Here is a 22,465-nt window from a genome sequence, read left to right as displayed (position 1 = left end):
CCCGCGCTCCCGTGTGGGGACGCGCGGTCCGGGACGCTCCCGCGTCCTTCTCTCGTGTGTGGGGCTGTCAGTCATCCCCCAGGTGGCCGTGGGCGCCACGCAGGCCTGGGCATGGGTGCTCGACGAACCCGCGCAATCGCTGGAGAGATACCTCGACGTGCCCTGGCTGCCGCTGGGGGAATGAACTCCGCAGGTTCAGGACCGCGCGGGGCAGGCGCTGCCCCGCGCTCACAGCGACCAGCCGTCGCGGTAGGGGCGGCGCAAGAGGGCATCGGCCTCCGCGTTGTTGGTGATCTTGCCCTCCAAGGGGTCGTACTCAAGCTCCCCTTCGCATAGGGTGGCGACGTTGGCGAGGAGCATCATCTCCATGTAGGGGCCGGCAAGGCTGAAGCTGGACATGGGCGTTACGCTCTCGCCCTTGGCGGCCCGCACCCAGTCGCGCTCCGGCCCCTGCGAGCCGAGGAGCTTCTTCGGGGCGTCCTTCTGCGCATCCTTGAACTGGTCGGCGGGCAGAAGCTCGGTCGTGGCGCTGTGGCCGCCGCCGAGGATCATTCCCTTGGAGCCGACAAGGAGAGAGCCGGCGAACTCCTTCCATTTCTTCTCGCCCGCGTCGCCCCAGTCCAACTGCCTGCCCACAAGCCCCTCGATCTTCTTGCGGGAGGGCGAGTCCAGTCCGCCGCCGTTGACCCAGTGGATCGTTGCCGGTGGCATGCCGCCGCGCGCGGGAATGGCGAAATGCACCAGCTCCCACTTGGGATAGGAGAGCCTGTTGATGCCCGAGAACTCGGCCTGCACTTTGATGCGGGGCTTGGTGGCGGGGTCGGCATGCCAGAGGTCCACCACCTGGAGGGCGAAGAAGGCGAGGTAGCCGCTGTGCGAGCCCCACATGCCGAGCTGCCCGGTGCCGAAGTCCCGCCACCCGCTCCAGGCAAGCCACTTGGGGTGGAAGGGACGGTCTTGAGCCGGACCGAGCCAGATGTCCCACTTCAGGTAGGGCGGCACCGGCAGTTCTTCCTTGGGCGCTTCCTTGGTGTCGGGGCCGCCGCCGGAGTTCCAGACGAATGCCTCCTTGACCTCGCCGAGCGCGCCTTCCTGGACGAGTTCGACCCCGCGGCGAAAGGCCCCGCTGGCGGAGCCCTGGTTGCCCATCTGGGAGGAGACCTTCATCTTCTCGGCCGTCAGGCGCATCGTGCGGGCCTCGTAGGGGCAGGCGGCCATCGGCTTCTCAACGAAGGCGTGCTTGCCCGCTTTCATCGCGGCCACGCAGGCGACGGCGTGGGTGTGGTCGGGCGTGGACACGATCACCGCGTCAATCTGCTTGCTCATCTCGTCGAGCATCTTGCGGAAGTCGTGGAACTTCGGCAGATCGGGGAAGAGCTTGTAGGCGGCCTCGGCCTTGCTCTCGTTCACGTCGCACAGCGCCACCACGTTCTCCATCTTCGGCATCACGTCCACAAACCACTTCCCACGCCCGCCGCAGCCGATGAGGGCGATGTTCAGCTTGCCATTGGCCGCATAGGTGCGTGCAGAGCGGCTGCCGGCAAGGTCGACCAGTCCCGCTCCACCCAGGGCCGCGCGGCGGAGGAAACCGCGTCGAGTCTGCGCCACCATAGTTCATCTCCTCTTCTCGGTGTTGCGGTCGCCAACTCCCCCGTGGCAGTTCAACGGGTGGGCAACTCCCAGCCTTCCCGGCGGGGCGGGTTCAAGAGCGCGTCCGCCTCGGCGTTGTTCACAATCTTGCACTCCAGCGGGTCGTACTCCAGCTCATCGGGGAACTGGGTAGCGATGCTGCCGAGGGCCATGAACTCCCAGTAGGGGCCGGTGTTGCCGAAGTTGCCCCAGGCCGGGATGCCGCCGCGGCAGGCCTGGAAGAAGTCGCCCTCGTGGCCGCGCGAAGGGGGCAACTTCTTGGGGCCGGAGATGACCTCGCCCTTCTCCTGCTCTCCCGGGACCGGCACGAACCAGCATTCGCCGGCGTTGTTCTCCATTCTGCCCTTGGTGCCGACGATGAGCCCGCCACAGGCCCAGGCTTTGAACTTCTTCCCGCGGTAGTCCACGATCTTGTCCCAGGCCTGTTGTGCAGCGCCGCCCTGGCCATTGACCCAGGTGAAGGTGAGGGGCGGGAAGCCCTCGCGGGCGGGCACCTTCCAGCGGATAACCTGCCAGCGCGGGAAGGAGAGCTTGTTGATCTCGGAGACTTCGGCCTGGACGCGAATGCGTGGTCTGCTCTCCGGCGGCATCGCCCACACCGAGCCGAGCTTGAGGGCGTTCCAGCCGAGGAAGCAGACGTGGGAGCCCCAGTTGCCGAGCTGGTAGTTGCTGAAGTCGCGCCAGACGGTCCAGCCGAGCCACCGCGGATGGAACTCGCGGTACTGGGCCGGCCCGAGCCAAAGGTCCCACTTCAGGTACTCGGGGCATGGCGCGGCCTCCTTGGGCGGCTCCTTGATGTTGGGGCCGCCATCGGCATTGAAGCCGTACCACTCCGTCACCTCGCCAAGGGCGCCCTCCTCCACCAGCTCGACGCCGCGGCGGAAGGAGTTGCTGGCGGAGCCCTGGTTCCCCATCTGGCTGGCGACCTTATGCTTCTGGGCTATGTCGCGCATCACGCGAGCTTCATACACTGTCCGCGTCAGCGGCTTCTCGCACAGGACGTGTTTGCCGGCTTGCATCGCGGCCACGGCGGCGGCGGCGTGCGTGAAGTCAGGCGTGGCGACGAAGACGGCATCCATCTCCTTGCCCATCTTGTCCAGCATGACGCGGAAGTCGTGGAACTTCGGCAGATCGGGAAAGAGCTTGCAGGCCGCCTCGGCCTTGCTCTCGTTCACGTCGCACAGCGCCACCACGTTCTCCATCTTGGGAACCACGTCCACGTACCACTTGCCGCGCCCGCCCACGCCGATGAGGGCGATGTTCAGCTTGCCATTGGCCGCATAGGTCCGCGCGGAGCGGCTGTTGGCCAGCAGCAGCGCGCCGGCGCCGAGAGCGGCCCGGCGCACGAACTCGCGACGCGAGACTTGGCCTCCCATCCTCGTGTCCTCCTTCACTTCTCGCTCGGTGTGGTGTCGCCTGGCAGGTCACCCAGGGCGAACTGGATGCCGCCCAGCAGGTAGCGCATGAAGAGCGGGTTGGAGTAGGGGGCCTTCTGTACGCCCAGCGAAAGGTAGAAGACCCGCCCCTTGCCGTACGACTTGACCCAACTGATGGGGTACTCCCTGCGTCCGGTGGATTGCTCCAGCTTCTCCACGCTTGGCTTCAGCCAGGCCGCCTTTGGATCGGCGACAGGGTCAGGCGTCTGAGTGAGGTCGAGGCTCAAGAGGACGCGCACCTTCTTCGGCGAGTAAGGTGGGCCGGGGACATAGCCCTGATCAAACACCTTGAACGCCTGCCCCGCAAGGCAGGCCGTCAGCGGGTGGGCCGGGTCGTCCACCTTGAGAACAAAGTTGCCTACGTAGTGGCCGGCGTAGAAGGCGCCCATCAGCTCGCCGAACTCCTTCCAGTCCCGCAGGGCGCAGATGGAGCCCTCGATGCCGGCGATGCCCTTGCCGTCCTCGCCGACGAACTTGAGGATGCTGGCCTTGACCTTCTGGTCCAAGGCAATCGCGGCCTCCTGCTCCTCCTTGGGCATGCTCTTCAGCCAGTGCGGCAGGAAGGGGGTGGGGTCGTGCAGGCCGTTGAGGAAGATGGCATCGAAGCCCTTGAGCTTCTCCGGCAGGAGCATCTGCGGGTCGTCGGTGACCACGACCTCGAAGGCGCCTGTCTTCCGGCCCAGGGTCTTCACCGTTTCCTCGGTCATGGGGTTGGCCATGTGGGTCCAGACCCGGCCCCAGAGGAGGAGCTTGCGGGGCTTCTGTGGCGCCGCGGGAGGCTTGTCCGGCGCAAGCTCCTCGATGGTCTTCATGTCCTGCGGCGCGGGCTGGATGAGGAAGGTCCTCTTCATCATGGCCTCCCGCTGCTCTGGCGGGGTAGGCCCCGGCCAGGGCCAGGTGGGCGGGGGCTCCTTCACGGCTTCGCCGCCGAGCGCCACTGCCGCGACCACGAGACCCCAGAGATTCCCGAGCGCTCTCACGGCCTTCTCCTTTCGCCCAAGGGCCTGCAACCCCCAGCCCCGCGCCGCTCAGAGCCGCGTCACGCACAGACGCACGTCGAGCCCGACGCGGCATGGCCCGTGTGCTCCTCGCTCGACTACGGCGCGGCAGGCCTCCTGCCGTACACCTCGATCTCGGTGCAGTGATTCAGGCCGTTCTCCGTGTTCCCGTTGCCCCAGAGGCGGACGTAGCGGGCCTCGACGCCGCCCGCGTCAAGGAGGAGCCCCTCGTGGGTGTCTATGTACTCCTTGTCCCTGCCGACGCCGAGGCCGAGTGAGTTATCGTGGTCGTTGTTGTAGAGGGTGCGGACGTCACGTGCGAACTTCGGATCGTCGGAGACCTGGACGACCACGTCGTGGTAGACCCGCGCCTGGGCGTGGTAATGCCATACGACAACGGCGAAGACCTGGTAACGCTCCTTGAGGTCCACCTGGAACCACTGCTTGCCCGGGCCGATCTCCACATAGCTCCCCTCGATGCCATCCTTATCGCCGTCCGTAACCTGGCTCAGTTCGCCCATGATGGGCGAGGTGTCGCTGGCCGTGACCGGCTTGTTGAGCGCCACATTGGTGAGGCCCGCAGGGACCAGGAGGTCCGGACGCTTCCCCTGGCGGGGCTTCTCGAGGTTGGGGGTCTTGAGGTTGATCGGCGTGCCGATGAATCGCGGCCGGGGCAGCTCGAGGACCAGCGCCACTTTGCCCGGCGCGGGCTCGCCCGCCGCGCTGGCGCAGCAGAACAGGCAGGCCCCGGCCGCGAGGCCCGCGGCTGCCCATCCTCCCCATATCGTTCTGGTTCCTGCCACACCCATTGTGAATGCCTCCTGCGGGCCGCATCAGGACGGCCCGGGGCGTTGTGCTGTTCTTCGCCTGGATCTCGAGCCCCCGCAGCCCGGAACGCGGACGCCCCGCCCGCGGCCAAGAGCCTGCCCTGAGCGACGGCTCAAACGCCCCCCCCGCGAGCTACCCCTTCAGCGCGCCGAGGGTCACGCCGCGAGTCAGGTGGCGCTGCAAGAGCAGGTAGGCCGCGAGGATCGGCAGCACGGTGATGACGAGGCCGGCGAACATCAGGCCGTAGTCGCTCTTGTAGTCGGCGAGAATCGAGACGCTGGCGAGGCCCAGCGGCAGGGTGCGCATCGCCTCGTCGTCGAGGAACACCAGGGCGTAGAGGTACTCGTTCCAGACGCCGAGGAAGTTGAAGATCGCCACGCTCGTGAGGCCGGGCCTCGCCATCGGCAGCATCACCCGCCAGAAGGCCTGCCACTCGGTGGCGCCGTCTATCAGCGCCGCCTCGCGGAGCTCCGACGGGATCGTGCGCATGAAGTTCGTGAGCACGAACACGCTGAAGGGCAAGCTCACCGCCGTGTAGAGCAGGACCAGAGTCACGTGGCTGTTGTGCATCTGGACCCGGTACGGCCCGACGCCCAACGCCCTGCTGACGGCGAGCGTGACGGCGGAGAGCTGGTCGGACATCCACGAGAACTGGAAGAAGAGCGGCACGAGGATGAGCTGAGCCGGAAACATCATCCCGGCTAGAAAGAGCAGATAGAGGACCTTGCGGCCGGGGAACTCGAATCGCGCGAGCACATAGGCCGCCATCGCCGCGAGGCCCACCGTGAGCACCACCGCGCAGGCCGCGATCTTCACGCTGTTGGCAAAGTAGTCGCGGAAGTGGGACTTCGTCCAGGCCGTGGCGTAGTTGTCGGCCGTCTGCCGCCAGTGCGCGGCCGTGGGCTCGCGGAGCACGCGGGGCAGGGCGAACGGCGATTCGAGAATCTCGCGGCTCGGCTTGAGCGACGTGAGGATCACCCACAGGAACGGCGTCACGACGAGGAGGAACTGCGTCCAGAGCAGCACGTAGCCCGCCGACCGCACCAGCGCCTCGCCCCGCGTGTGGCCCCGCCGCCGGTGCAGGAGCCAGGCCAGGCCCGCGACCAGCGCGAGCAGGCCGAGCACGAGAGTTCCCACGAGCGTCCAGCGCGTCATCCGCTTGCCGCCTCAGTATTCCAGCCGTTCCTTGCGGAAGAGCTTCAGGCTCACCAGCGTCACCGCCAGGATCAGGACGAACTGCACGATGGACATCGCGGCGCCGTAGCCGCTGCGGTACTGGTTGAAGGCCATCGAGTAGATGAGCGTGGCCACGACGTGCGAGTCCTGGGTCGGGTACTGCTTCTCGAAGATCCAGATGAGGTCGAAGAACTTCAGCCCGCCGATGATGGCGAAGATCAGGCACATGGCGATGGTGTCGCGCAGGAGCGGGAGGGTGACGTGGCGGAACTGGTGCCAGAGGCCCGCGCCGTCCATCCGCGCCGCCTCGTAGAGGGTCGAGGGGATGCTGCTCATCGCGGCGAGGAAGAGGATCATGTAGAAGCCGGCGCCGCCCCACACCAGGATTGGCACGAGGGAGCGGAGCAGGTTGGCCGAGCTCATGAACTGCACGGGCGCGAAGCCCATCGCCCGCAGCACGCGGTTGACCGCCCCGATGTCGGTGGCGGAGAACACGAGGATCCACAACGCCGCGGTGGCCGCCAGCGGCAGGATGTTCGGGAAGAAGAACACCACCCGGAAGAGGCGGCTGCCGTGCAGTTGCTGGTCAATGAAGAAGGCGAAGGCCAGGGCCACGAGCAGCGTGGCCGTGCCCGGCACGAGGATGATGAAGAGGTTGTTGAGGAGCGCCGCCGTGAAATCGCTGCCCGTGCCCGCCAGCTCGGCGAAGTTCTCGAGGCCGACCCACCGCGGCCTGGTGACGCCGGTGAAGTCGGTGAAGCTGTAGCCGAAGGCGCTGAGGGCGGGGATGAGGACGAACACCGTGTAGAGGGCCACCGCGGGGAGCAGGAAGAGGGCGATCATCCAGCGCGAGGGCCTCATGGCGACGCCCTCCGGAACTTCGCGGGCACCTCCATCGGCGGCGCCTTGGGGATTCGCGGGTTCCCGCGCACCGTCTGGCAGGCCGCCTCCATCGCCTGGCAGAATGCCTCGGGGCGGCACTGGCCGGTGATGAGGAAGCGGATCTGGTCCACCATCGTCTGGCCCAGCCCCGGGTAGAAGAAGCTCAGCCGCGACTGGAACGAGTAGGCCGCCTTGTCCATCAGCTCCTTGGCGGCCTTGAGGTCGGGCGGCAGCGCCACGTCGTCGGCCGCGCCCCGCACGGGCGCCAGGCTGCCCGAGTGCTCGATCCACCGGGCCATGTTCTGGCGCGAGGTGAGGAAGCGGAGGAAATCCTCGGCCTGCTCCGCGTGGGGCGCGTCGCGGAACACCATGCAGATGTGGCTGCCGCCGCCCTGCCACATGTAGGGCACGTCGGGGCGCAGCGGGGGCAGGTCGAAGCAGCTCAACTCGAAGTCGGGCGGCGTGTTCTGCTCCATCTCGTGCTTGAGCCACAGGCCGCAGGCGACCATGGCGCAGCGGCGGTTCACAAACTCCATCTGGCTCTCGATGTGGCTGAGGGCCATGCAATTGGGGTCGAAGTAGTCGAGGGCGATATGCTGCATAAGCCGGGCGGCCTCGGCTACGGGGGGCGCCAGCCAGGCCCCGGGCTCGAGGTTCTGCGTGGCGGCGAAGGCCTCGAGGCCGCCCGCGCGCTGCACCAGGCCGAAGAAGGTGCCGATGGCGTAGCTGGGGTATTTGCCCTGGAAGGCGAAGGGCGCGAGGCCCGCCTTCTTGATCTCCTGGCACACGCGCTCGAAGTCGGCCCACGTGCGCGGCACCTGCCAGCCGCGGTCGCGCCAGAGCTTCCGGTCGTACCAGATCACCCACCCGCCGAACTCCGTGGGAATGGCGAGGCAGTGGCCCTGATAGGTGGTGAGGTCGAGCACGCCGGGCAGGAAGGTGTCGCCCCACGTCTTGCCGGGCTGGCCGTACGCGGGGCGCGAGAGGTCGAGCGGGCGGAGCTTGCCGCCCTGCATCAGCAGCCAGATCGGCAGGTCGCACAGCGCGAGCTCGGGCGGATTGCCCCGGAGAATGCGCGGCCGCAGCTTCTCGCTCACGCGTGGCGAGCCCCACAGGCTCACGCGCACGCCGGGCGCGAGCGCCTCGTAGGCGCGGCTGGTCCGCTCGTGCCAGCCGAGGCCGTAGCCGCCCTCGAAGATGGCGAACTCGAGCGTCGCCGGGCCGTCCGAGCCAGTCTGTGCCTTCTCGCAGCCGGCCGCGGCCAGCAACAGGGCGGCCAGCAGGCGTTCACCGTGGCGAGCCAATGCGGCCTCCTGCAAGGCGCAAGGGACCCAGAGCGCCCCCACCGGTAGCAGCTTTGGAGCGGTTTGTCAAAGCCGATCGCTGAGTGGCAGGAAGGCGGCTGCGATGTCTGAGGGTGTGGAACGCGGATCACTTGCGCGCGGCTTCCGAGAACTGTCCCCCAACCTGCCGCCGGCGTCTGGCAATTCATGGCCTTTCTGGAATGCGGCATCCGCTCTGGTGCGATCCCCACTACTCCGGCCGTGAATCAGTTTGCAGCGGCCGGAACTATTCCTCTCTCTCGCCCCTATGCTCCGCGTGGGGGCGGAGGTCCGGACGCTCCCGCGTCCGACAACCTCCCGCGGGTTCGCAACCCGCGGGAGGTTCCCACTCCGACGCGCGCGGAAGCGAAGAGGCCGCGGAGCGGCCAAGAGGCGCGTCCCCACGCAGAGCGTAGGGACGAGAGGAAGGAGCAAAGCGTAGGGACGAGGGAAACGTATTGGAACGTTCGGGAGGGGCGGCTCGCGGGTCGGGTCCGGGCGCAGTCTGCGCCCCTGGCGAAGGCGGAAGCTCACATCGCGACCGCCTCAGTACCAGGCGCGCCGGCGCCTCGCAGAAGCACCTCCAGGTGGCCCGACGCGCAGGGAGGGGCTGAGCACAGCGCTCCGCGCCCCCTCTGCCTTCTCCCCCACGCCGGGCCGCGCTCCGTTGACAAGCTCGGCGCCATGCACTATAGTGTATGCGGGCTATACGGCAGTTGCAGTCCACCCCGGCTCCCGCCGCAGAAGGGCCTGCCATGGCCGGCGGCGGGGCGGGCATGGCGTGTCGCCCGCCGGCTTGGTTGTGCGGCCGGCCAGGGGCGGCATTGCCGTCCAAAGAGAGGGTGCCCCCTCACGGCGCGCAACACGCGGGCGTTCTGGCCCGGCTCCCCCCGCGGGCCCGGGGCGCCGAAGGAACTGGCACCGGCGGACACGTATCCTCGGTTTCCGGCTCCGCCGGTGCACCGACAGGGACGGAGTGTGGCCCAAAGGGGACTGGCTGGTGCTGAAAGCTGCCGAGAACCCGCCGAGTCTGCCGCCCGGCGTCGAGGTGCCGGCGGGCCTGCGGGGCCGCTGGTGGGTGGCGCACACCAAGGCCCGCAACGAGAAGGCGCTCGCCTGGGACCTGCTGCGCCACGGCATCGGGTACTTCCTTCCGCTGTGCCAGCACGTGTTCTTCTCCGGCGGCCGCAAGCGCCGGACGCTGATCCCCCTCTTCACTTCTTATGTCTTCTTCTGCGGCGACGAGGCCGCTCGGCGCGCGGCGCTGACGACGAACCGCGTCTGCCGAACCCTGGAGGTGGCCGACCAGGAACGCCTGGTCCGCGAGCTGTCGGCCGTCCAGCGCGCGATATCCGCCAGCGCCGACCTGGAGCCTTACCCTCAGGCCGCCGTCGGCCGCCGATGCCGCGTCAGAGCAGGGCCCTTCGCGGACCTGGAGGGCGTTGTCGTAGACCGCCGGGCCCGCGCGCAACTGGTGCTCGAGGTGAGCCTCCTTCGTGTCGGTGCAGCGCTCCTGGTGGACGCTGACCTCCTGGAGCCTGTGGACTAGGCGCTCCGATGAAGACCTATGTGGCCACCGTAGCCGCCGCGGCGGGGCTCTCGCTAGCCATCACCCCCCTGGTGGCATGGATTGCGCGCCGAATCCGCCTGGTGGACAGGCCGGACCCCCGAAAGGTCCACTCCGGGGCCATTCCCCGCGTCGGCGGGGTCGCCATCATCGTGGCCACGGCGGCTGCCGTGCTCCTCGGGATGACGCTGACGAACATCATCGGGACCGCGCTGCGCGCCGCCCAGAAGGGCCTCCTTGTGATTCTGGCCTTCGCCGGACTGGTCGCCGTCGCGGGCCTGGTGGACGATGTTCGCGGCCTTCGCGCCCGCTACAAGCTCCTGATACAGGTGGCCGCCGCCTGCGGCGTGTGCGCCTTCGGCATCCGCATCGAGGCCATCGTCGTCAAGGGGGTCCTCTCGCTCGACCTCGGCTGGCTCTCGTGGCCCCTCACAGTCCTCTGGATCGTCGGGATCACCAACGCCGTGAACCTGATTGACGGCCTGGACGGCCTGTGCGCCGGCATCTGCGCGGCGGCCTGCGCGGTCATCGGCATCTTCGCCATCCACACCAACCAGGCGGTCATGGCCGTGCTCATGGCGGCTCTCCTGGGCAGCCTTCTGGGCTTCCTCTACCACAACTTCAACCCCGCCAAGGTCTTCATGGGCGACTGCGGCACCTATTTCCTCGGCTTCGTCCTGGCCACCGCGAGCGTCTTCTGCGCCACCAAGGCATCCACCATAGTGGGTCTCGCGCTCCCCGCCCTCGCCCTGGGCGTGCCCATCTTCGACACGCTGTTCAGCATGCTCCGACGCTTCCTCGAGCGCCGCTCGATCTTCGCGCCCGACCGCGGCCACATCCATCACCGCCTGATCGACATGGGCGTCCAGCACCGCCACGTCGTCCTGATCCTCTACCTCGTCACCATCCTTGCCGCAGGAATGGGCCTGTTCATGATGCTCACGCGCGACGCCGGGCAGCTTCTCGTTCTCGCCGGCGTCCTCGTGCTCCTGCTCCTGGTCTTCGGGATCGCGGGCTCCGTGTCCCTGAGCGACACGATGGCGGGCATCCAGCGCAAGCTGGCCATCTCCCGCGCCATCCAACAGGGCCGGCGCGAGTTCGAGAGCGCCGAGCTGGGCCTCCGCCGAGCGACCACGTTCGATGAATGGTGGCAGGCCCTCTGCGCGGCCGCCGCCCAAATGCAGCTCGCCGCTCTCACCCTCACCCTCGACAACCGCGACGGCACGCAACGCACCCTCACCTGGAGCCAGGCGAACCCCCAGGGCCACCCCACCCTCAAGGCCACCATCCCCGTGCGCCACCGCCGCAGCGGCGCGAGCCTCGATGCCCAGGTCGAGGCCCCCGTCAACGGCTCGCTCGAAATCGCCGGCCAGACGCTCGCCTACTTCACCCGTCTCCTCGACGAGCACAACCCGGCCTCCCTGCCCGCCCCGTCGCGCCCCGTTCACGCCCCGGACCCCGCCACGCCCGATCCAGCCCCCGGAGCCGCACAGTCCCATGGCCGTCGCTGAGCCATCCGCCCCTCCGGCCCCGCTGCCCGAGCTGGTCATCAAGCCCTGCAAGGGCTGGCTCCCCATCAACTTCCGCGAAATCTGGCGCTACCGCGAACTCCTCTACTTCCTCGCCTGGCGCGACGTCAAGGTCCGCTACAAGCAGACCGTGCTCGGCTTCCTCTGGGCCTTCCTCCAGCCCTTCACCAAGATGGTCATCTTCAGCGCCATCTTCGGCGGCCTGGCCAAGATCGACTCCGAGGGCTTCCCCTACCCCATCTTCCTCTACGCCGGCCTGCTGCCCTGGCAATTCTTCTCCGAATCGCTCAGCCGCAGCAGCAGCAGCGTCGTCGGCTCCTCCAACCTCATCACCAAAGTCTACTTCCCACGCCTCATCATCCCCCTCTCCGCCATCGGAGCATGCCTGGTGGACTTTGCGATCTCCTTCACCATCCTCATCGGCCTGATGCTCTACTACAGCATCCCGCCCACCCTGGCCACGCTGCTCGTCGTGCCCCTGGTCGCCCTCACCATCTTCGCCGCCTTCGGCGTAGGGTGTCTGCTCAGCGCCCTCGACGTCACCTACCGCGACTTCCGCTACATGATCCCCTTCGTCATCCAGATCTGGATGTTCCTCACCCCCGTCCTCTACCCCGTCCAGATCGTGCCACCGAGGTGGCAGTGGCTGCTCCTGCTCAACCCCCTCACCGGCATCGTGGACGCCTACCGCTCCGCCATCCTCGGCAAGCCGTTCCACTGGGGCCAGCTCGCCGTCTCCACGGGCGTCATCCTGCTCGCCATCCTCATCGGCACCCTCTACTTCCGCAAGACCGAGCGGCGCTTTGCAGACATCATCTAGCCCACTCCCCCACCCATTGGGAGGCCAGCAGACCATCACCACAACATGGTCTAAGTCTCCCAGACTCTCCCAGAGTTCCCGGTTCCTAGGGGAGGCCCTCTGGCGCCCCCAGCCCCTAGGGGCTGCCCTCTGTGACACCACAGCCCACTGTAGGTCCGCAGACCCATGCCGGAGGCCCTCGGATGCCTGAGCCCGTCATCCGAGTCGAGGGCCTCTCCAAGAGCTACCGCATCGGCGCGCGCGAGAGCTACCACACCTTCCGCGAGGCCATCACCGACGCCCTCGCCGCACCGTTCAGAAGGCTTCGGAACCTCGGCCGCGCCCCGAGCGGCGGCGACGACACCATCTGGGCCCTCAAAGACGTCTCCTTCGAGGTCCAGCAAGGCGAGGTGCTTGGCATCATTGGCCGCAACGGCGCCGGCAAGAGCACCCTGCTCAAGATCCTCTCCCGCATCACCGAGCCGACCGAGGGCCGCGCCCGCATACGGGGCCGTGTCGCCAGCCTCCTGGAGGTCGGCACCGGCTTCCATCCCGAGCTCACGGGCCGCGAGAACATCTACCTCAACGGCGCCATCCTCGGCATGAGCAGGGCCGAGATCGCCCGCAAGTTCGACGAGATTGTCGCCTTCGCCGAGCTGGACAAGTTCATAGACACCCCCGTCAAGCGGTATTCCTCGGGCATGTACGTCCGTCTCGCCTTCGCCGTCGCCGCCCACCTCGAGCCCGAGATCCTGCTCGTGGACGAGGTGCTCGCCGTGGGGGATGCGGGGTTCCAACAGAAGTGCCTGGGGAAGATGAGCGAGGTCGCGCACGGCGGCCGAACGGTGCTCTTCGTGAGCCACAACATGGCCGCGATTGCACACTTATGTCGTCGAGCCTTGGTGCTGGACGCGGGCAGCCTTGTGGCGGATCTCGATCCAGGCGCGGCTGTCAGGCTCTACCTGCGGACTCTAGGCGAAAGCAGCGGAGCGAGTGTGTGTCTGCGGACCAGGACGGAGGAGAGCGGTGATGGATCTGCCAGGATTCTTGAGGGTTCCATCCGTGATAGGGAGGGCAACCCTAAGGTCAACTTCAGCCTTGGCGAGTCCATCGTCTTTGAGTTTGCTGTTCGCTACTTGTCGCCTTCTCAGCACTATAGCCACGGCATCCTCATCGTCAACAGCGACGGAACTCCAGTCTATCACCTTTGGGACGTCGACTCAAGGTCGAGTGCTCTCCACCCGGCTCGCCAGCGTGTGGTCCGCGCATGCATTCCCCAGCTTCAGCTTGTTCCCGACCGCTACAGGGTGTCGTTCTGGGTTGGCGACACCATCGGGAATCGAGCCGACCTTGCAGATGGTTGCCTCAGCTTCACTGTTGACCAATCGAATCCTCGGGTGAGACGACCACTTCTCAAGGCAAAGGGCGTCGTCTTCCAGCTCGCTGACTGGTCGTACCGGGATGTGGACACCCATCTGGCAGGCGACATTGCTCAGCCGTGAGCTTAGAGAATGTCTTCGCCTGATGCGGCCGGCGCGCCGAGCTGACTCCGGGTCAGATACATGGGGAGGTCGTTGGCGGGCCAGCCTGCATGCAGCACACGTATCCCACTAGCGACTGCCGATCCGGCAGGGACACTGCGATGCGCGAGGCAACTGATGGTGAGCACGTGAGCGGTGAGACACAGCCAAGTGTGCCTCCGTTCAGCAAGTACGTCAGGCGGGGAGCCTATCATTGGCTCGCGTTCAGCCGCGACCCCAGGAACCATGACCTCCTCACGGCCGCTCGGTACCGCGCAGTGCTGGATGCTGTACGTATCCGGGACGGCATGTCCGTTCTGGACGTCGGCTCTGGTGATGGCGCGCTCACTTACATGCTGTATCGCCGCAACCCGAATGGTCAGACATCGTGCGTCGAGCCGGACCTCACAGGCAGGGCACTGGCTGCCGAGATGCTGCGTAGGAAGGGCGCATCAGTCAAAGTTCTGGATGCTCTGGCCCTCGTCGGAGACGGAACACAGGATGTTGTGGTCTGCGCGGACGTGATCGAACACGTCGCGGACGCCCGAGGATTGCTGGCCGACATGCGGCGGGTCATGCGGCCGAACGGACGTCTCGTCCTATCCACCCCGGTCCGCCTTACCGAATTCGTACAGGCCAGGGAACACGTGCGAGAGTTCTTTCCCGGCGAGTTCAGCCGTCTTGTCGGCGAGTCCCTCTGCGTCACACAGCATGCCTTCTGCACATCGTTGTTCGCGCTCGATCTGTACTACTGGTACCCCAGGTTGTTCCTCCGAAGACCCGTCTTCCGCTGGCTGATGAGTCTTGCCAATATCTGGTTTGGAAAGAACCTCCTCTACAAGTTCAACCCTACAGGAAAGTATTGGCTCACCCAGGTCGTGGTGGCCACGCGCCCCCTTCTGCCCGAAACACCAAGGTAGCGATGCGTATCTTACAGAAGGTGCGCGAACTTGTGTGGCGCCTGTCAATGAGGGGCCTGCGTCGTGGGCCTCGCATTACCCGCTACTTCATGTATGAACGACTCCGTGCTGTCGGAACGCTCTTGCCGCACCGAACAGGATGCGTGCTCGCTATCAGTCATTCGGCCAATCTCTGCGGACTCCTCAGCCTGAAGCCAACGGCAGTTGTCGAGGCCAACTACCCAGAGCACAGCATTCTCCACCTTGACTACCCAGATGCCAGCTTTGACCACGTGCTATCGGACCAAGTGCTGGAGCATGTCGAGGGAAGTCCACAACAGGCCATAGATGAATGCCACCGAGTTCTGAGAAGGGGCGGCATAGCTGTCCACACCACCTGTCTGCTCCACCCAATCCATGGCGCCCCAGAGGACTTCTGGCGATTCACACCCCAAGGCTTGTCTCTGCTCCACCGAGCTTGGACAAGGGTTATCGAGGTCGGTAGCTGGGGGAACAGAGAAGTGTGGCCGATAGTGGGCGACGAAGGTGATGGTCTCAGGTACGAAGGGGTCCCGCACGCCAGGTGGCACCCTTTCCACCGACTGGCCACAAGAAACGATCCACGGTGGCCCATTGTCACCTGGATCATAGCGGTCAAGTGACACCGATGGTGAAGTGTTCATGACGGCGCCAGCGGTGACAGTGCTGATGTCCGTTCACAACGGCGAGGCCTTCCTTCGCCAGGCGGTGGATAGCATCCTCGCCCAGACGTTCCGGGATTTCGAGTTCCTCATCGTGGACGATGGCAGCACGGACGGCACAGGGGCGATTCTGCGCAGCTACTCGGATCCCAGGGTTGTGGTCGTACGCAATGACCGTTGCCTCACGCTGCCTGTGTCGCTGAACCGGGGCCTTCGGGCGGCGCGCGCCCCCCTTGTGGCACGTGCGGACGCGGATGATGTCTACGTCCCCACCCGCCTGGCCAGGCAGGTGAGCTACATGGAACGCAGCCAGCAGATCGGTGCATCGTCCGCCGCTTTCTGGACTACTGACGAGAAGGGAGGGATTCTTGAGCGTCACTCGCCTCCGTGCAGAGATGAACAGATCAGGCTGATGCTTCTCTGGACCGCCTGCCTCTCTCACCCCCTGGCCATCTTCCGGCGCGAGCTGGTTCTGACCTTCGGCGGATACGATGAGAGGTTCTGGGTTGCGCAGGACTATGACCTGTGGGCGAGACTCCGTGACCATACGATCTTCGGCAACCTCTCTGCCCCCCTGATGAGACACCGATCCCATCCCCGTTCGAGCGCGGCCACCCGCGGGCTTGCTGGCAGAGAGCTTGGTTGCAGCGTCTCCCGGCGCCTGATGTCTCGCTACCTCGGGCGCGAGCTTGGCGGGCCGGAGGCCGCGGGGCTAAGATGGCTTCTGTGTGGTCATGGCCCGATCAAAGCCGACCTACTGCCTCTCGTCCTCTCGCTCCTTGCCGAACTGCTCCTCCAGGCCAGAGCGCGCGAGTCCAGCTCCACTTTCGCCTGGCTCAGGAGAGCAGCATCAGCGTCGCTCCTCCAGCAGTCCATCGCTCTCGTTCGACGCAACAGCGCGGCAAGCCGCCGGCTGTTCTGGCGAGCCCTCCGTCTCTGGCCGCCCCGAATGGCAACCCTGGCCGCCGTAAAGCAGGTCGGGCGCCTTCTGGGCATCAAGCGCGCGCACTTCCTGCCTGCCCATCAGGGAAGAAGCGGGACAGCGCGCCACACCCCGACCCCAGAAGACCCCGCGGAGGATGGCGCCTGAGGGTTCTGCTGCTCACCCCCTGGTATCCTCCCGGAGCTGGCGGCTTCGTTCGGGCGCACGCCAAGGCCGCTGCCCTGCACAACGAGGTCGTGGTGCTTCACATGGCCGGCCGCTGCCCGCACCTGCGCCGGCGCTACCTCGTGGAACGCGAGCCGGATGAAGCCCTCACCGCGGGCATCCCGACCTATCGCGTCCGGCACCGCTGTGCCGCGGTTCCAGGCTGGTCGTTTCTCTGGGAAACGTACAGCACGTTCCGAGCGTTCCGACAGCTCTGGGCCGGCGGGTTCAGGCCGGACCTTCTTCACGCGCACGTGTTCGATGCCGGGTTCGCGGCGGTGCTCCTTGGCAAGCGCTATGGCCTCCCCGTGGTCATCTCGGAGCACTTCAGCTCCTTCCTGATGAAGACCCTGTCGAGACGCCAGGTTCGCAAGGCCAGGTTCGCCTTCGCGAGAGCGCGGCTGGTGTTGCCGATAAGCCTCGCCTTGCAGCACGCTATCGAAGCATACGGCATCCGTGCGCGCTTTCGCGTCGTGCCGAATCCTGTGGACACGGCGACCTTCCGTCCCAAGGTGGCGCCGCCTGCTGAGCCGGCGAGGCGCCTCCTTTCGGTCGGCTTCTACGACGGACGGCACCTCAAAGGGATACCCGTTCTGCTCCGCTCGTTGGCGGCCCTCCGGGGCACACGCGCGGATTGGCGGCTAGACATTGTGGGCGACGGCCCGGCTCGGGAGGGATACGTGAAGACGGCCGCCGATCTCGGTCTTCTGGACAAGGTGAGCTTCCTGGGCGCCCGACCGCACGGGGAGGTCGCCGAAAGGATGCGGGGAGCCGACCTCGTGGTCGTCAGCAGCCTGTGCGAGACCTTCTCCATCGTCGCCATTGAGGCCCTGGCCACCGGCACGCCCGTGCTGGCGACCCGCTGCGGCGGGCCCGAGGAGTTCATCACCCCCGAGGTCGGCATGCTCGTGCCTCCGAACGACGAGGCCGCGCTGTGCCGAGGAATTGACTACATGCTCGACCATCTGAGCGACTTCCCGCCGAGTCGGCTCTCGGAGTACGCGGCCCAGCGCTTCAGCCTCGCGAGCGTGGGCCGGCAATTGCACGCCGCGTACGAGGAATGCCTGAACCGGCCCGCCGTCCCATTCGGTGCCTCGGGCGGCGCCGGTACCCGCGGCCCGGGAGCCGGCGCTCGGCCTGGGGCAGGACCATGAGAAGCGTCCTCCTCATCGCCCCCGACTTCCCGCCGATGAACCGGCAGTCGTCCCGCCGCGCGGCGGCGATGGCCAAGTACCTCCCGGCCTGCGGCTGGCACGTCACCGTGCTGACGTCGCTGCCCGCAGACTGCCTGGGCCCGATGTCTGATGAGGAGGTCCGAGCCAACGTCGGCATTCCCGAATCGCAGATCATCCGCAAGCACCTCCCCGCGGAACGCGCCGCCTCGATGGGCAGGCTGGCACGAAGGTGGCTCGGGGTGATCGACATTCTGTGTCTTCCTGGATCCCGCAGCTCGCGATGGGCGCGGCAGGTGCTGGCAGAACTGGGGCGCCAGCCGTGCGCCCCTGAGGTGATCTGGGCCACTGGACCGCATTGGGGCCCGTTCGTCGCGGCCACGATCGCAGCGAGAGAGCACGGTGTGCCCTGGGTGGCTGACCACAGGGATCCGGTGGATCTGATCGTCCAGAACCAAGCCCTCAGGAGGCTGGTGGCCTGGCGCGAGAGGCGCATCTGTCGAACCGCCTCGCACCAGATCGCGGTATCGGAGCCCTGGGCCGCGCTGCTGCGGCAGAGAGCCGCCGTTCCTGTCACGGTGATCCCGAACGGCTTTGACCCGGACTGGCTGTGTGCAGAGCCTCCCCGGCCGAGGGTGGGCACGTTCACAATCGCCTACACGGGTTCAGCGTGGGGTTCTCGGGACGTGCTGCCAGTGACCAGGGCGATGAATGAGTTGATCACCGAGGGTGCTGTACCAGCGGAAGAAGTGGAGATCCTGCTCTACTCGCTTTCCGCTGAGTTCCTGCGGGAGCACGGACTCAATTCATTCCGCAAGCCGCCCCGCATCCTGCCGAAGCTGTCCCTGACCGAGATTCTCCGCGCACAGCGTGAGGCGACGGTGCTGCTCGTGCTCGGCATGCCAGACACACCGGGGGTGCTGACGAGCAAGGTCTTCGAGTATATGGCTGCCGGGCGTCCTGTATTGTCCTACCCCAAACATCCCGAGTGCCTGGACCGTGTGCTGGAGGCGACGGGGATTGGGGTCTCGTGCGACTCCGTAGAGGAGCTGAAGACGGTGCTGTTGCGGTGGTATCGGGAGTGGAAGCAGACGGGCGACATCCGCATGAGCCGCAATCCGGACGAGATCATGAAGTACAGCCGCAAGGAACAGGCCAAGACGCTGGCGGCAGTGCTCGACCGCGTGGTGGCCGAGCACAAGGGACGCGGCGCGTGAGGAGGGTGCTCTTCGTCACGCCCGCCTTCCTGCCCGAGAACCACATCTCGGCCCGCCGCCCCGCCGGCCTGGCGAAGTACCTGAGGGAGTTCGGCTGGGAGGTGACGGTGCTGACGCAGTGCGAGCCCGCACACCTGCGCGACCCCGTGAGCCCCGAGGAACTGCGCCGCGAGGCGGGCCTCGACGAGTCGCGCGTCCTCCGAATCGTGCGGAGCGTGCGGCCGCTGTCGGCCAACCCGCTCCTGAAGGCGATGCGGGGCATCGCCGAATACTGGGTGCTGCCAGGCTCCGACAACAGCCGCACGGCCCGCCAGGGCCTCCGGCAGGCGCGCGGGCTGTCTCTGGACGTGGATGCGATCTGGGCGACGGCGCCCGGCTACAGCGTGTTCCTCATCGCCTCGGGCCTCTCGCGGCGGCTGGGCGTGCCGTGGGTGGCGGACTTTCGTGACATTGCGGAGAAGTACGTCGTCTACCCCTGGTGGGTGCGCAAGGTGATGGCGTGGCGCGAGGCGCGCTTCTGCCGCACCGCGGCGCGGATCACCACCATCGAGCCGAATGCACACATTCTGAGCCGCCGGCACCGCGCGCCCATCACGTTCATCTCGAACGGCTTCGACCCTGAGCAACTGTGCGAGGCCCCCGGGCGGCCCGAGGGAGATGTCTTCCGCATCGTCTACACGGGCACCATCCAGGGCCGGCAGGACCCAGGGCCGATCCTCCAGGCCGTGGATGAGCTGGTGCGCGACGGCGCCATTCCGGCGAGCGAGATCGCCGTGGAGTTTCACGGCTGCCTGGGCCGTCGGGCGCGGCGGGCGTGCCTGCCCGAGGCGCGCCGGTCGGCCGCGCCGGTGAGGCAGTTGCCCTGGGTGCCGAATGCCGAGGCCCTGCGGGTGCAGCGCGGGGCCACGGTGCTCCTGTCGCTGGGCATTCCGGGCGCGCCGTGCGTGTTGCCGGGCAAGCTCTTCGAGTACATGGCCGCGGGCCGGCCCGTCCTGGCATATCCCAGCGACCCGGAGGGCGTGGACCCTCTCCTTGCGAGCACCGGGATCGGCCGGGCGTGTGGCTCGGTGGCGGAGGCCAAGGCCGTGCTCCTGGGGTGGCATCGCGAGTGGAAGGGCACGGGGGATATCCGGATGGACCGAAGGCCCGCCGAAATCCAGAAGTGGAGCCGCCGGGAGCAAGCGGGCGCGCTGGGGGCGGTGCTGGATTCGGCGTCCCCGCCTGGCACCCCGTGCCCGCTGGCGGCGGGTTGGCGCTGAGAGGCCAGCAGAACACTCAAGCGGACATGGTGCCCTGGATCGCGCTTCGTGGTGGTGGATGGCTCTCGGACCCCGACAGCGAGGTCTGCAATGACACACCCGGTGAGATGTAGAATAGCCGGCGGATTGCTGGGTCTCATCGGGACATGCATGGTCCTGTTCTGCATCGGCCATCACGGGGCCGGAATCTCGCCCGACTCCGTGGGCTATATTGCAGCAGCAAGGCACATGGCCGCGGGAGCGGGCGCCACCATTTGGGATGGCACCCCTCTGGTCATGCAGCCCCCACTCTATCCAATGCTCCTGGCAACGGTCCAGTGGAGTACTGGGGCTGACCCCCTGGGCTCGGCTCACGTGGTCAATGCCGTGCTCTTCGGTCTGATCGTGTACCTCTCAGGGGAGTTGGCCGCCCGGCACCTCAGAGCCTCGCCGGTTCTCGTGGTCCTTGTGCAGGCCCTCGTGCTGTTCTCGAAACCGCTGCTCTCTGTGTCAGTGATGGCATGGTCCGAGCCCCTCTTCATCGCCTTGTCCGTGTGTTTCCTGCTGGCCGTGGAGTCGTATCTGCGAGAGCCGCGGGTCCGCTTCCTGATGGCAGCCGCCATGGCTGCCGGCTTCGCTGCTGCGACCAGGTATGCCGGCGTGACGATCATCGCCACCGGCGTGGCGGTCATCCTCTTCGCTGTAGGGCGCGAATGGCGCACGCGGATCGCGCATGTCTGCCTCCTGCTGCCTATAGCGGCAGCTCCGCTGGGTGCATGGGCGATCAGGAACTATGCACTGACGGGCACACTCTTGGGGCCACGTGCAAGCTCCGTATACGGGCTGCATCAGACCTGCATGCTAGTTGCCGCTGTGATTGTGTCGTGGTATGTCCCCATCGTTGAGTTCTGTAGGCTTGTGCATCTGTCGCCCCAGCTTGCCCTGTGTTGCATTGCGGTGCCAACCCTGGTAGCCGAACACGTCGGCACCGGCCAAGGAGGTTCCGGGGCGTCTATGTCTCCCCTTCTCGTGTTCATCGGGGTCTACGTCCTATTCCTAGCTGTGACCTCGGCCACCACAGCCTACGACCCGCCTAACAGCAGGTTGGTATCGCCTGTGTATGTCCCCTTGACAGTACTCCTCCTCCGTGCCGCAGGGGAGTTTGAGCGACACATACGGAATCTCCGCCCCGCTCGCCCGATGCGAACTCGCCTGCTGGCTGTAGGCGCCGCAATATGGCTGCTATACCCGGTCGTCGCGAGTGGGTCTCGTCTCCTGGCTCTGTGGCGAGAGGGGCCAGAGGGATACACCAGCAAGCCGTGGACGCAGAGCCGAACCATCCAGTGGCTACGGAGCCATCCTCTGGAGCCCGAGTGCAGAGTCTACAGCAACGCGCCTTACGCGCTCTACATTCAGACAAAGATGCCCGCAAGCGAGAGCCCTGCAAAGGGCATGTACAACTCGCGCGAAGCGATGGGTGAATCCCACGCGTTCAGTGGCCCGTGGCCGGAGGAGGAGAAGGCATATCTTGTGTGGTTCAGGCGAGGGCGGGCGAGGCACCTCTTCACAGTGGAGCAGCTTCGGCAGAGGGTGAGGTTGCACGAGGTCGCGGAGCTCGACGACGGCACGGTCTATGCAGTTTCGAGGTAACATGCCTCCTATCTGAGGGTTGGCGTTGCGGCGCTTATCCTCAGCGCATCGGGCCACAAGCGGAGCATAAGGCCCATGGGCAGGGAGACAAGAGAGAGCATCGTTGCGGAGACCATCAGAGGGAAGAACGTGCTTGATGTGGGGTGCATTGGCAGAGATGCCGACAGGGAAGCAAACCCCGCGTGGCTTCATCACATTGTCCGCAAGCACGCGCGGCGGGTCATTGGCCTCGACAAAGATGAGCGTGGTGTGCAGGCTTTGTGTCGCAAGGGGTACAGCATTCTCCACGGCGATGCTGAGATGGTGACGCTTGGCGAGGAGTTCGACTGCATTGTCGCGGGGGAGGTGATCGAGCACCTGTCAAACCCGGGTCTGTTCCTGAGGAACATGAAACGCCATCTCGTGCCTGGGGGAGCGCTGATCTTGACCACGCCGAACGCCTTCTACCCGAAACTGGTCTGGGAAGTGTTGAGGTACGGAAGGGTCTCGCTCAACCATGAGCACACCTGCTGGTATTGCCCTGGGACTCTGCGACATCTTCTCTCGAGGGAGGGATTCACGGAGGTGGCGATGCACTACGTAACGGACTCCACCAGATACTGGGGCCTCGGCAGGTTGCCTGGCTACCTGCGCCAGTGGTTCTGCAAGACACTTGTCGTGGTGGCCAGGGCCGGGGTTCGGTAGCTCATGCGGCCTTCCAACACCAGACCACGCTGCTTGCAGTGCGCGATAGG

19 protein-coding genes are annotated in these 22,465 nt (G+C 66.5%); 12 read left to right on the top strand and 7 right to left on the bottom strand.

All coding sequences use genetic code 11. The features are described 5' to 3' along the window. Nucleotides 1–228: 228 nt before the first annotated feature. The 7 genes from PLE19_00995 to PLE19_00965 form a co-directional block, all read right to left on the bottom strand. Nucleotides 229–1,611 carry a Gfo/Idh/MocA family oxidoreductase gene (locus PLE19_00995; GenBank protein HPD13494.1) on the bottom strand — a complete coding sequence of 461 codons (1,383 nt, stop codon included), beginning with the start codon at nucleotides 1,609–1,611 and terminating at the stop codon, nucleotides 229–231. Between the two features lie 50 nt (nucleotides 1,612–1,661). Continuing rightward, the gene (locus tag PLE19_00990) at nucleotides 1,662–3,026 is read right to left on the bottom strand and encodes a Gfo/Idh/MocA family oxidoreductase (protein HPD13493.1); all 1,365 of its coding nucleotides are present in this window, start codon (nucleotides 3,024–3,026) and stop codon (nucleotides 1,662–1,664) included. Nucleotides 3,027–3,040: 14 nt separating this feature from the next. Continuing rightward, a complete protein-coding gene (locus tag PLE19_00985; GenBank protein HPD13492.1) occupies nucleotides 3,041–4,066 on the bottom strand; it encodes a ThuA domain-containing protein in 1,026 nt (341 codons plus the stop codon). 116 nt (nucleotides 4,067–4,182) lie between these two features. Beyond that, nucleotides 4,183–4,893 (bottom strand): discoidin domain-containing protein, encoded by a 711-nt coding sequence (locus PLE19_00980; protein ID HPD13491.1) that lies wholly within the window; start codon nucleotides 4,891–4,893, stop codon nucleotides 4,183–4,185. Nucleotides 4,894–5,044: 151 nt separating this feature from the next. Then, entirely contained in the window at nucleotides 5,045–6,067 is a 1,023-nt protein-coding gene (locus PLE19_00975) for a carbohydrate ABC transporter permease (protein HPD13490.1), read from the bottom strand. A 12-nt stretch (nucleotides 6,068–6,079) separates the two neighbouring features. Continuing rightward, nucleotides 6,080–6,949, bottom strand: a complete 870-nt coding sequence (locus PLE19_00970) for a sugar ABC transporter permease (GenBank protein HPD13489.1) — start codon at nucleotides 6,947–6,949, stop codon at nucleotides 6,080–6,082. Further along, nucleotides 6,946–8,274, bottom strand: a complete 1,329-nt coding sequence (locus PLE19_00965; GenBank protein HPD13488.1) for an extracellular solute-binding protein — start codon at nucleotides 8,272–8,274, stop codon at nucleotides 6,946–6,948. The genes PLE19_00970 and PLE19_00965 overlap by 4 nt, the downstream gene beginning before the upstream one ends. Before the next feature lie 1,018 nt (nucleotides 8,275–9,292). Between PLE19_00965 and PLE19_00960 the strand changes: the two genes are divergently transcribed. The 12 genes from PLE19_00960 (at nucleotide 9,293) to PLE19_00905 (ending at nucleotide 22,415) form a co-directional block, all read left to right on the top strand. Further along, nucleotides 9,293–9,841 carry an antitermination protein NusG gene (locus tag PLE19_00960; protein HPD13487.1) on the top strand — a complete coding sequence of 183 codons (549 nt, stop codon included), beginning with the start codon at nucleotides 9,293–9,295 and terminating at the stop codon, nucleotides 9,839–9,841. Nucleotides 9,842–9,849: 8 nt separating this feature from the next. After that, nucleotides 9,850–11,370 carry an MraY family glycosyltransferase gene (locus PLE19_00955; GenBank protein HPD13486.1) on the top strand — a complete coding sequence of 507 codons (1,521 nt, stop codon included), beginning with the start codon at nucleotides 9,850–9,852 and terminating at the stop codon, nucleotides 11,368–11,370. Then, nucleotides 11,357–12,208 carry an ABC transporter permease gene (locus PLE19_00950; GenBank protein HPD13485.1) on the top strand — a complete coding sequence of 284 codons (852 nt, stop codon included), beginning with the start codon at nucleotides 11,357–11,359 and terminating at the stop codon, nucleotides 12,206–12,208. Before PLE19_00955 ends, PLE19_00950 begins: the two co-directional genes overlap by 14 nt. Before the next feature lie 182 nt (nucleotides 12,209–12,390). Next, nucleotides 12,391–13,689 carry an ABC transporter ATP-binding protein gene (locus PLE19_00945; GenBank protein HPD13484.1) on the top strand — a complete coding sequence of 433 codons (1,299 nt, stop codon included), beginning with the start codon at nucleotides 12,391–12,393 and terminating at the stop codon, nucleotides 13,687–13,689. A 140-nt stretch (nucleotides 13,690–13,829) separates the two neighbouring features. Further along, nucleotides 13,830–14,627: a class I SAM-dependent methyltransferase gene (locus tag PLE19_00940; GenBank protein HPD13483.1), complete on the top strand. Its 798-nt coding sequence runs from the start codon at nucleotides 13,830–13,832 to the stop codon at nucleotides 14,625–14,627. Nucleotides 14,628–14,716: 89 nt separating this feature from the next. Beyond that, nucleotides 14,717–15,268: a class I SAM-dependent methyltransferase gene (locus PLE19_00935; GenBank protein ID HPD13482.1), complete on the top strand. Its 552-nt coding sequence runs from the start codon at nucleotides 14,717–14,719 to the stop codon at nucleotides 15,266–15,268. A 19-nt stretch (nucleotides 15,269–15,287) separates the two neighbouring features. Then, entirely contained in the window at nucleotides 15,288–16,397 is a 1,110-nt protein-coding gene (locus PLE19_00930) for a glycosyltransferase (GenBank protein HPD13481.1), read from the top strand. Next, nucleotides 16,394–17,608, top strand: a complete 1,215-nt coding sequence (locus tag PLE19_00925; protein ID HPD13480.1) for a glycosyltransferase — start codon at nucleotides 16,394–16,396, stop codon at nucleotides 17,606–17,608. The genes PLE19_00930 and PLE19_00925 overlap by 4 nt, the downstream gene beginning before the upstream one ends. After that, nucleotides 17,605–18,843 (top strand): glycosyltransferase, encoded by a 1,239-nt coding sequence (locus PLE19_00920; GenBank protein HPD13479.1) that lies wholly within the window; start codon nucleotides 17,605–17,607, stop codon nucleotides 18,841–18,843. The genes PLE19_00925 and PLE19_00920 overlap by 4 nt, the downstream gene beginning before the upstream one ends. Beyond that, nucleotides 18,840–20,102, top strand: a complete 1,263-nt coding sequence (locus tag PLE19_00915) for a glycosyltransferase (GenBank protein HPD13478.1) — start codon at nucleotides 18,840–18,842, stop codon at nucleotides 20,100–20,102. Before PLE19_00920 ends, PLE19_00915 begins: the two co-directional genes overlap by 4 nt. A gap of 90 nt (nucleotides 20,103–20,192) precedes the next feature. Further along, complete coding sequence (locus PLE19_00910) at nucleotides 20,193–21,731, top strand: hypothetical protein (GenBank protein HPD13477.1); 1,539 nt, start codon at nucleotides 20,193–20,195, stop codon at nucleotides 21,729–21,731. A gap of 75 nt (nucleotides 21,732–21,806) precedes the next feature. Next, the gene (locus PLE19_00905; protein HPD13476.1) at nucleotides 21,807–22,415 is read left to right on the top strand and encodes a class I SAM-dependent methyltransferase; all 609 of its coding nucleotides are present in this window, start codon (nucleotides 21,807–21,809) and stop codon (nucleotides 22,413–22,415) included. Nucleotides 22,416–22,465: the final 50 nt, after the last annotated feature.

Source organism: Planctomycetota bacterium (assembly GCA_035384565.1).
GTDB lineage: Bacteria > Planctomycetota > PUPC01 > DSUN01 > DSUN01 > DAOOIT01.
The sequence above is the reverse complement of the archived record's forward strand: the minus strand, read 5'-3'. Positions and strand labels throughout refer to the sequence as shown.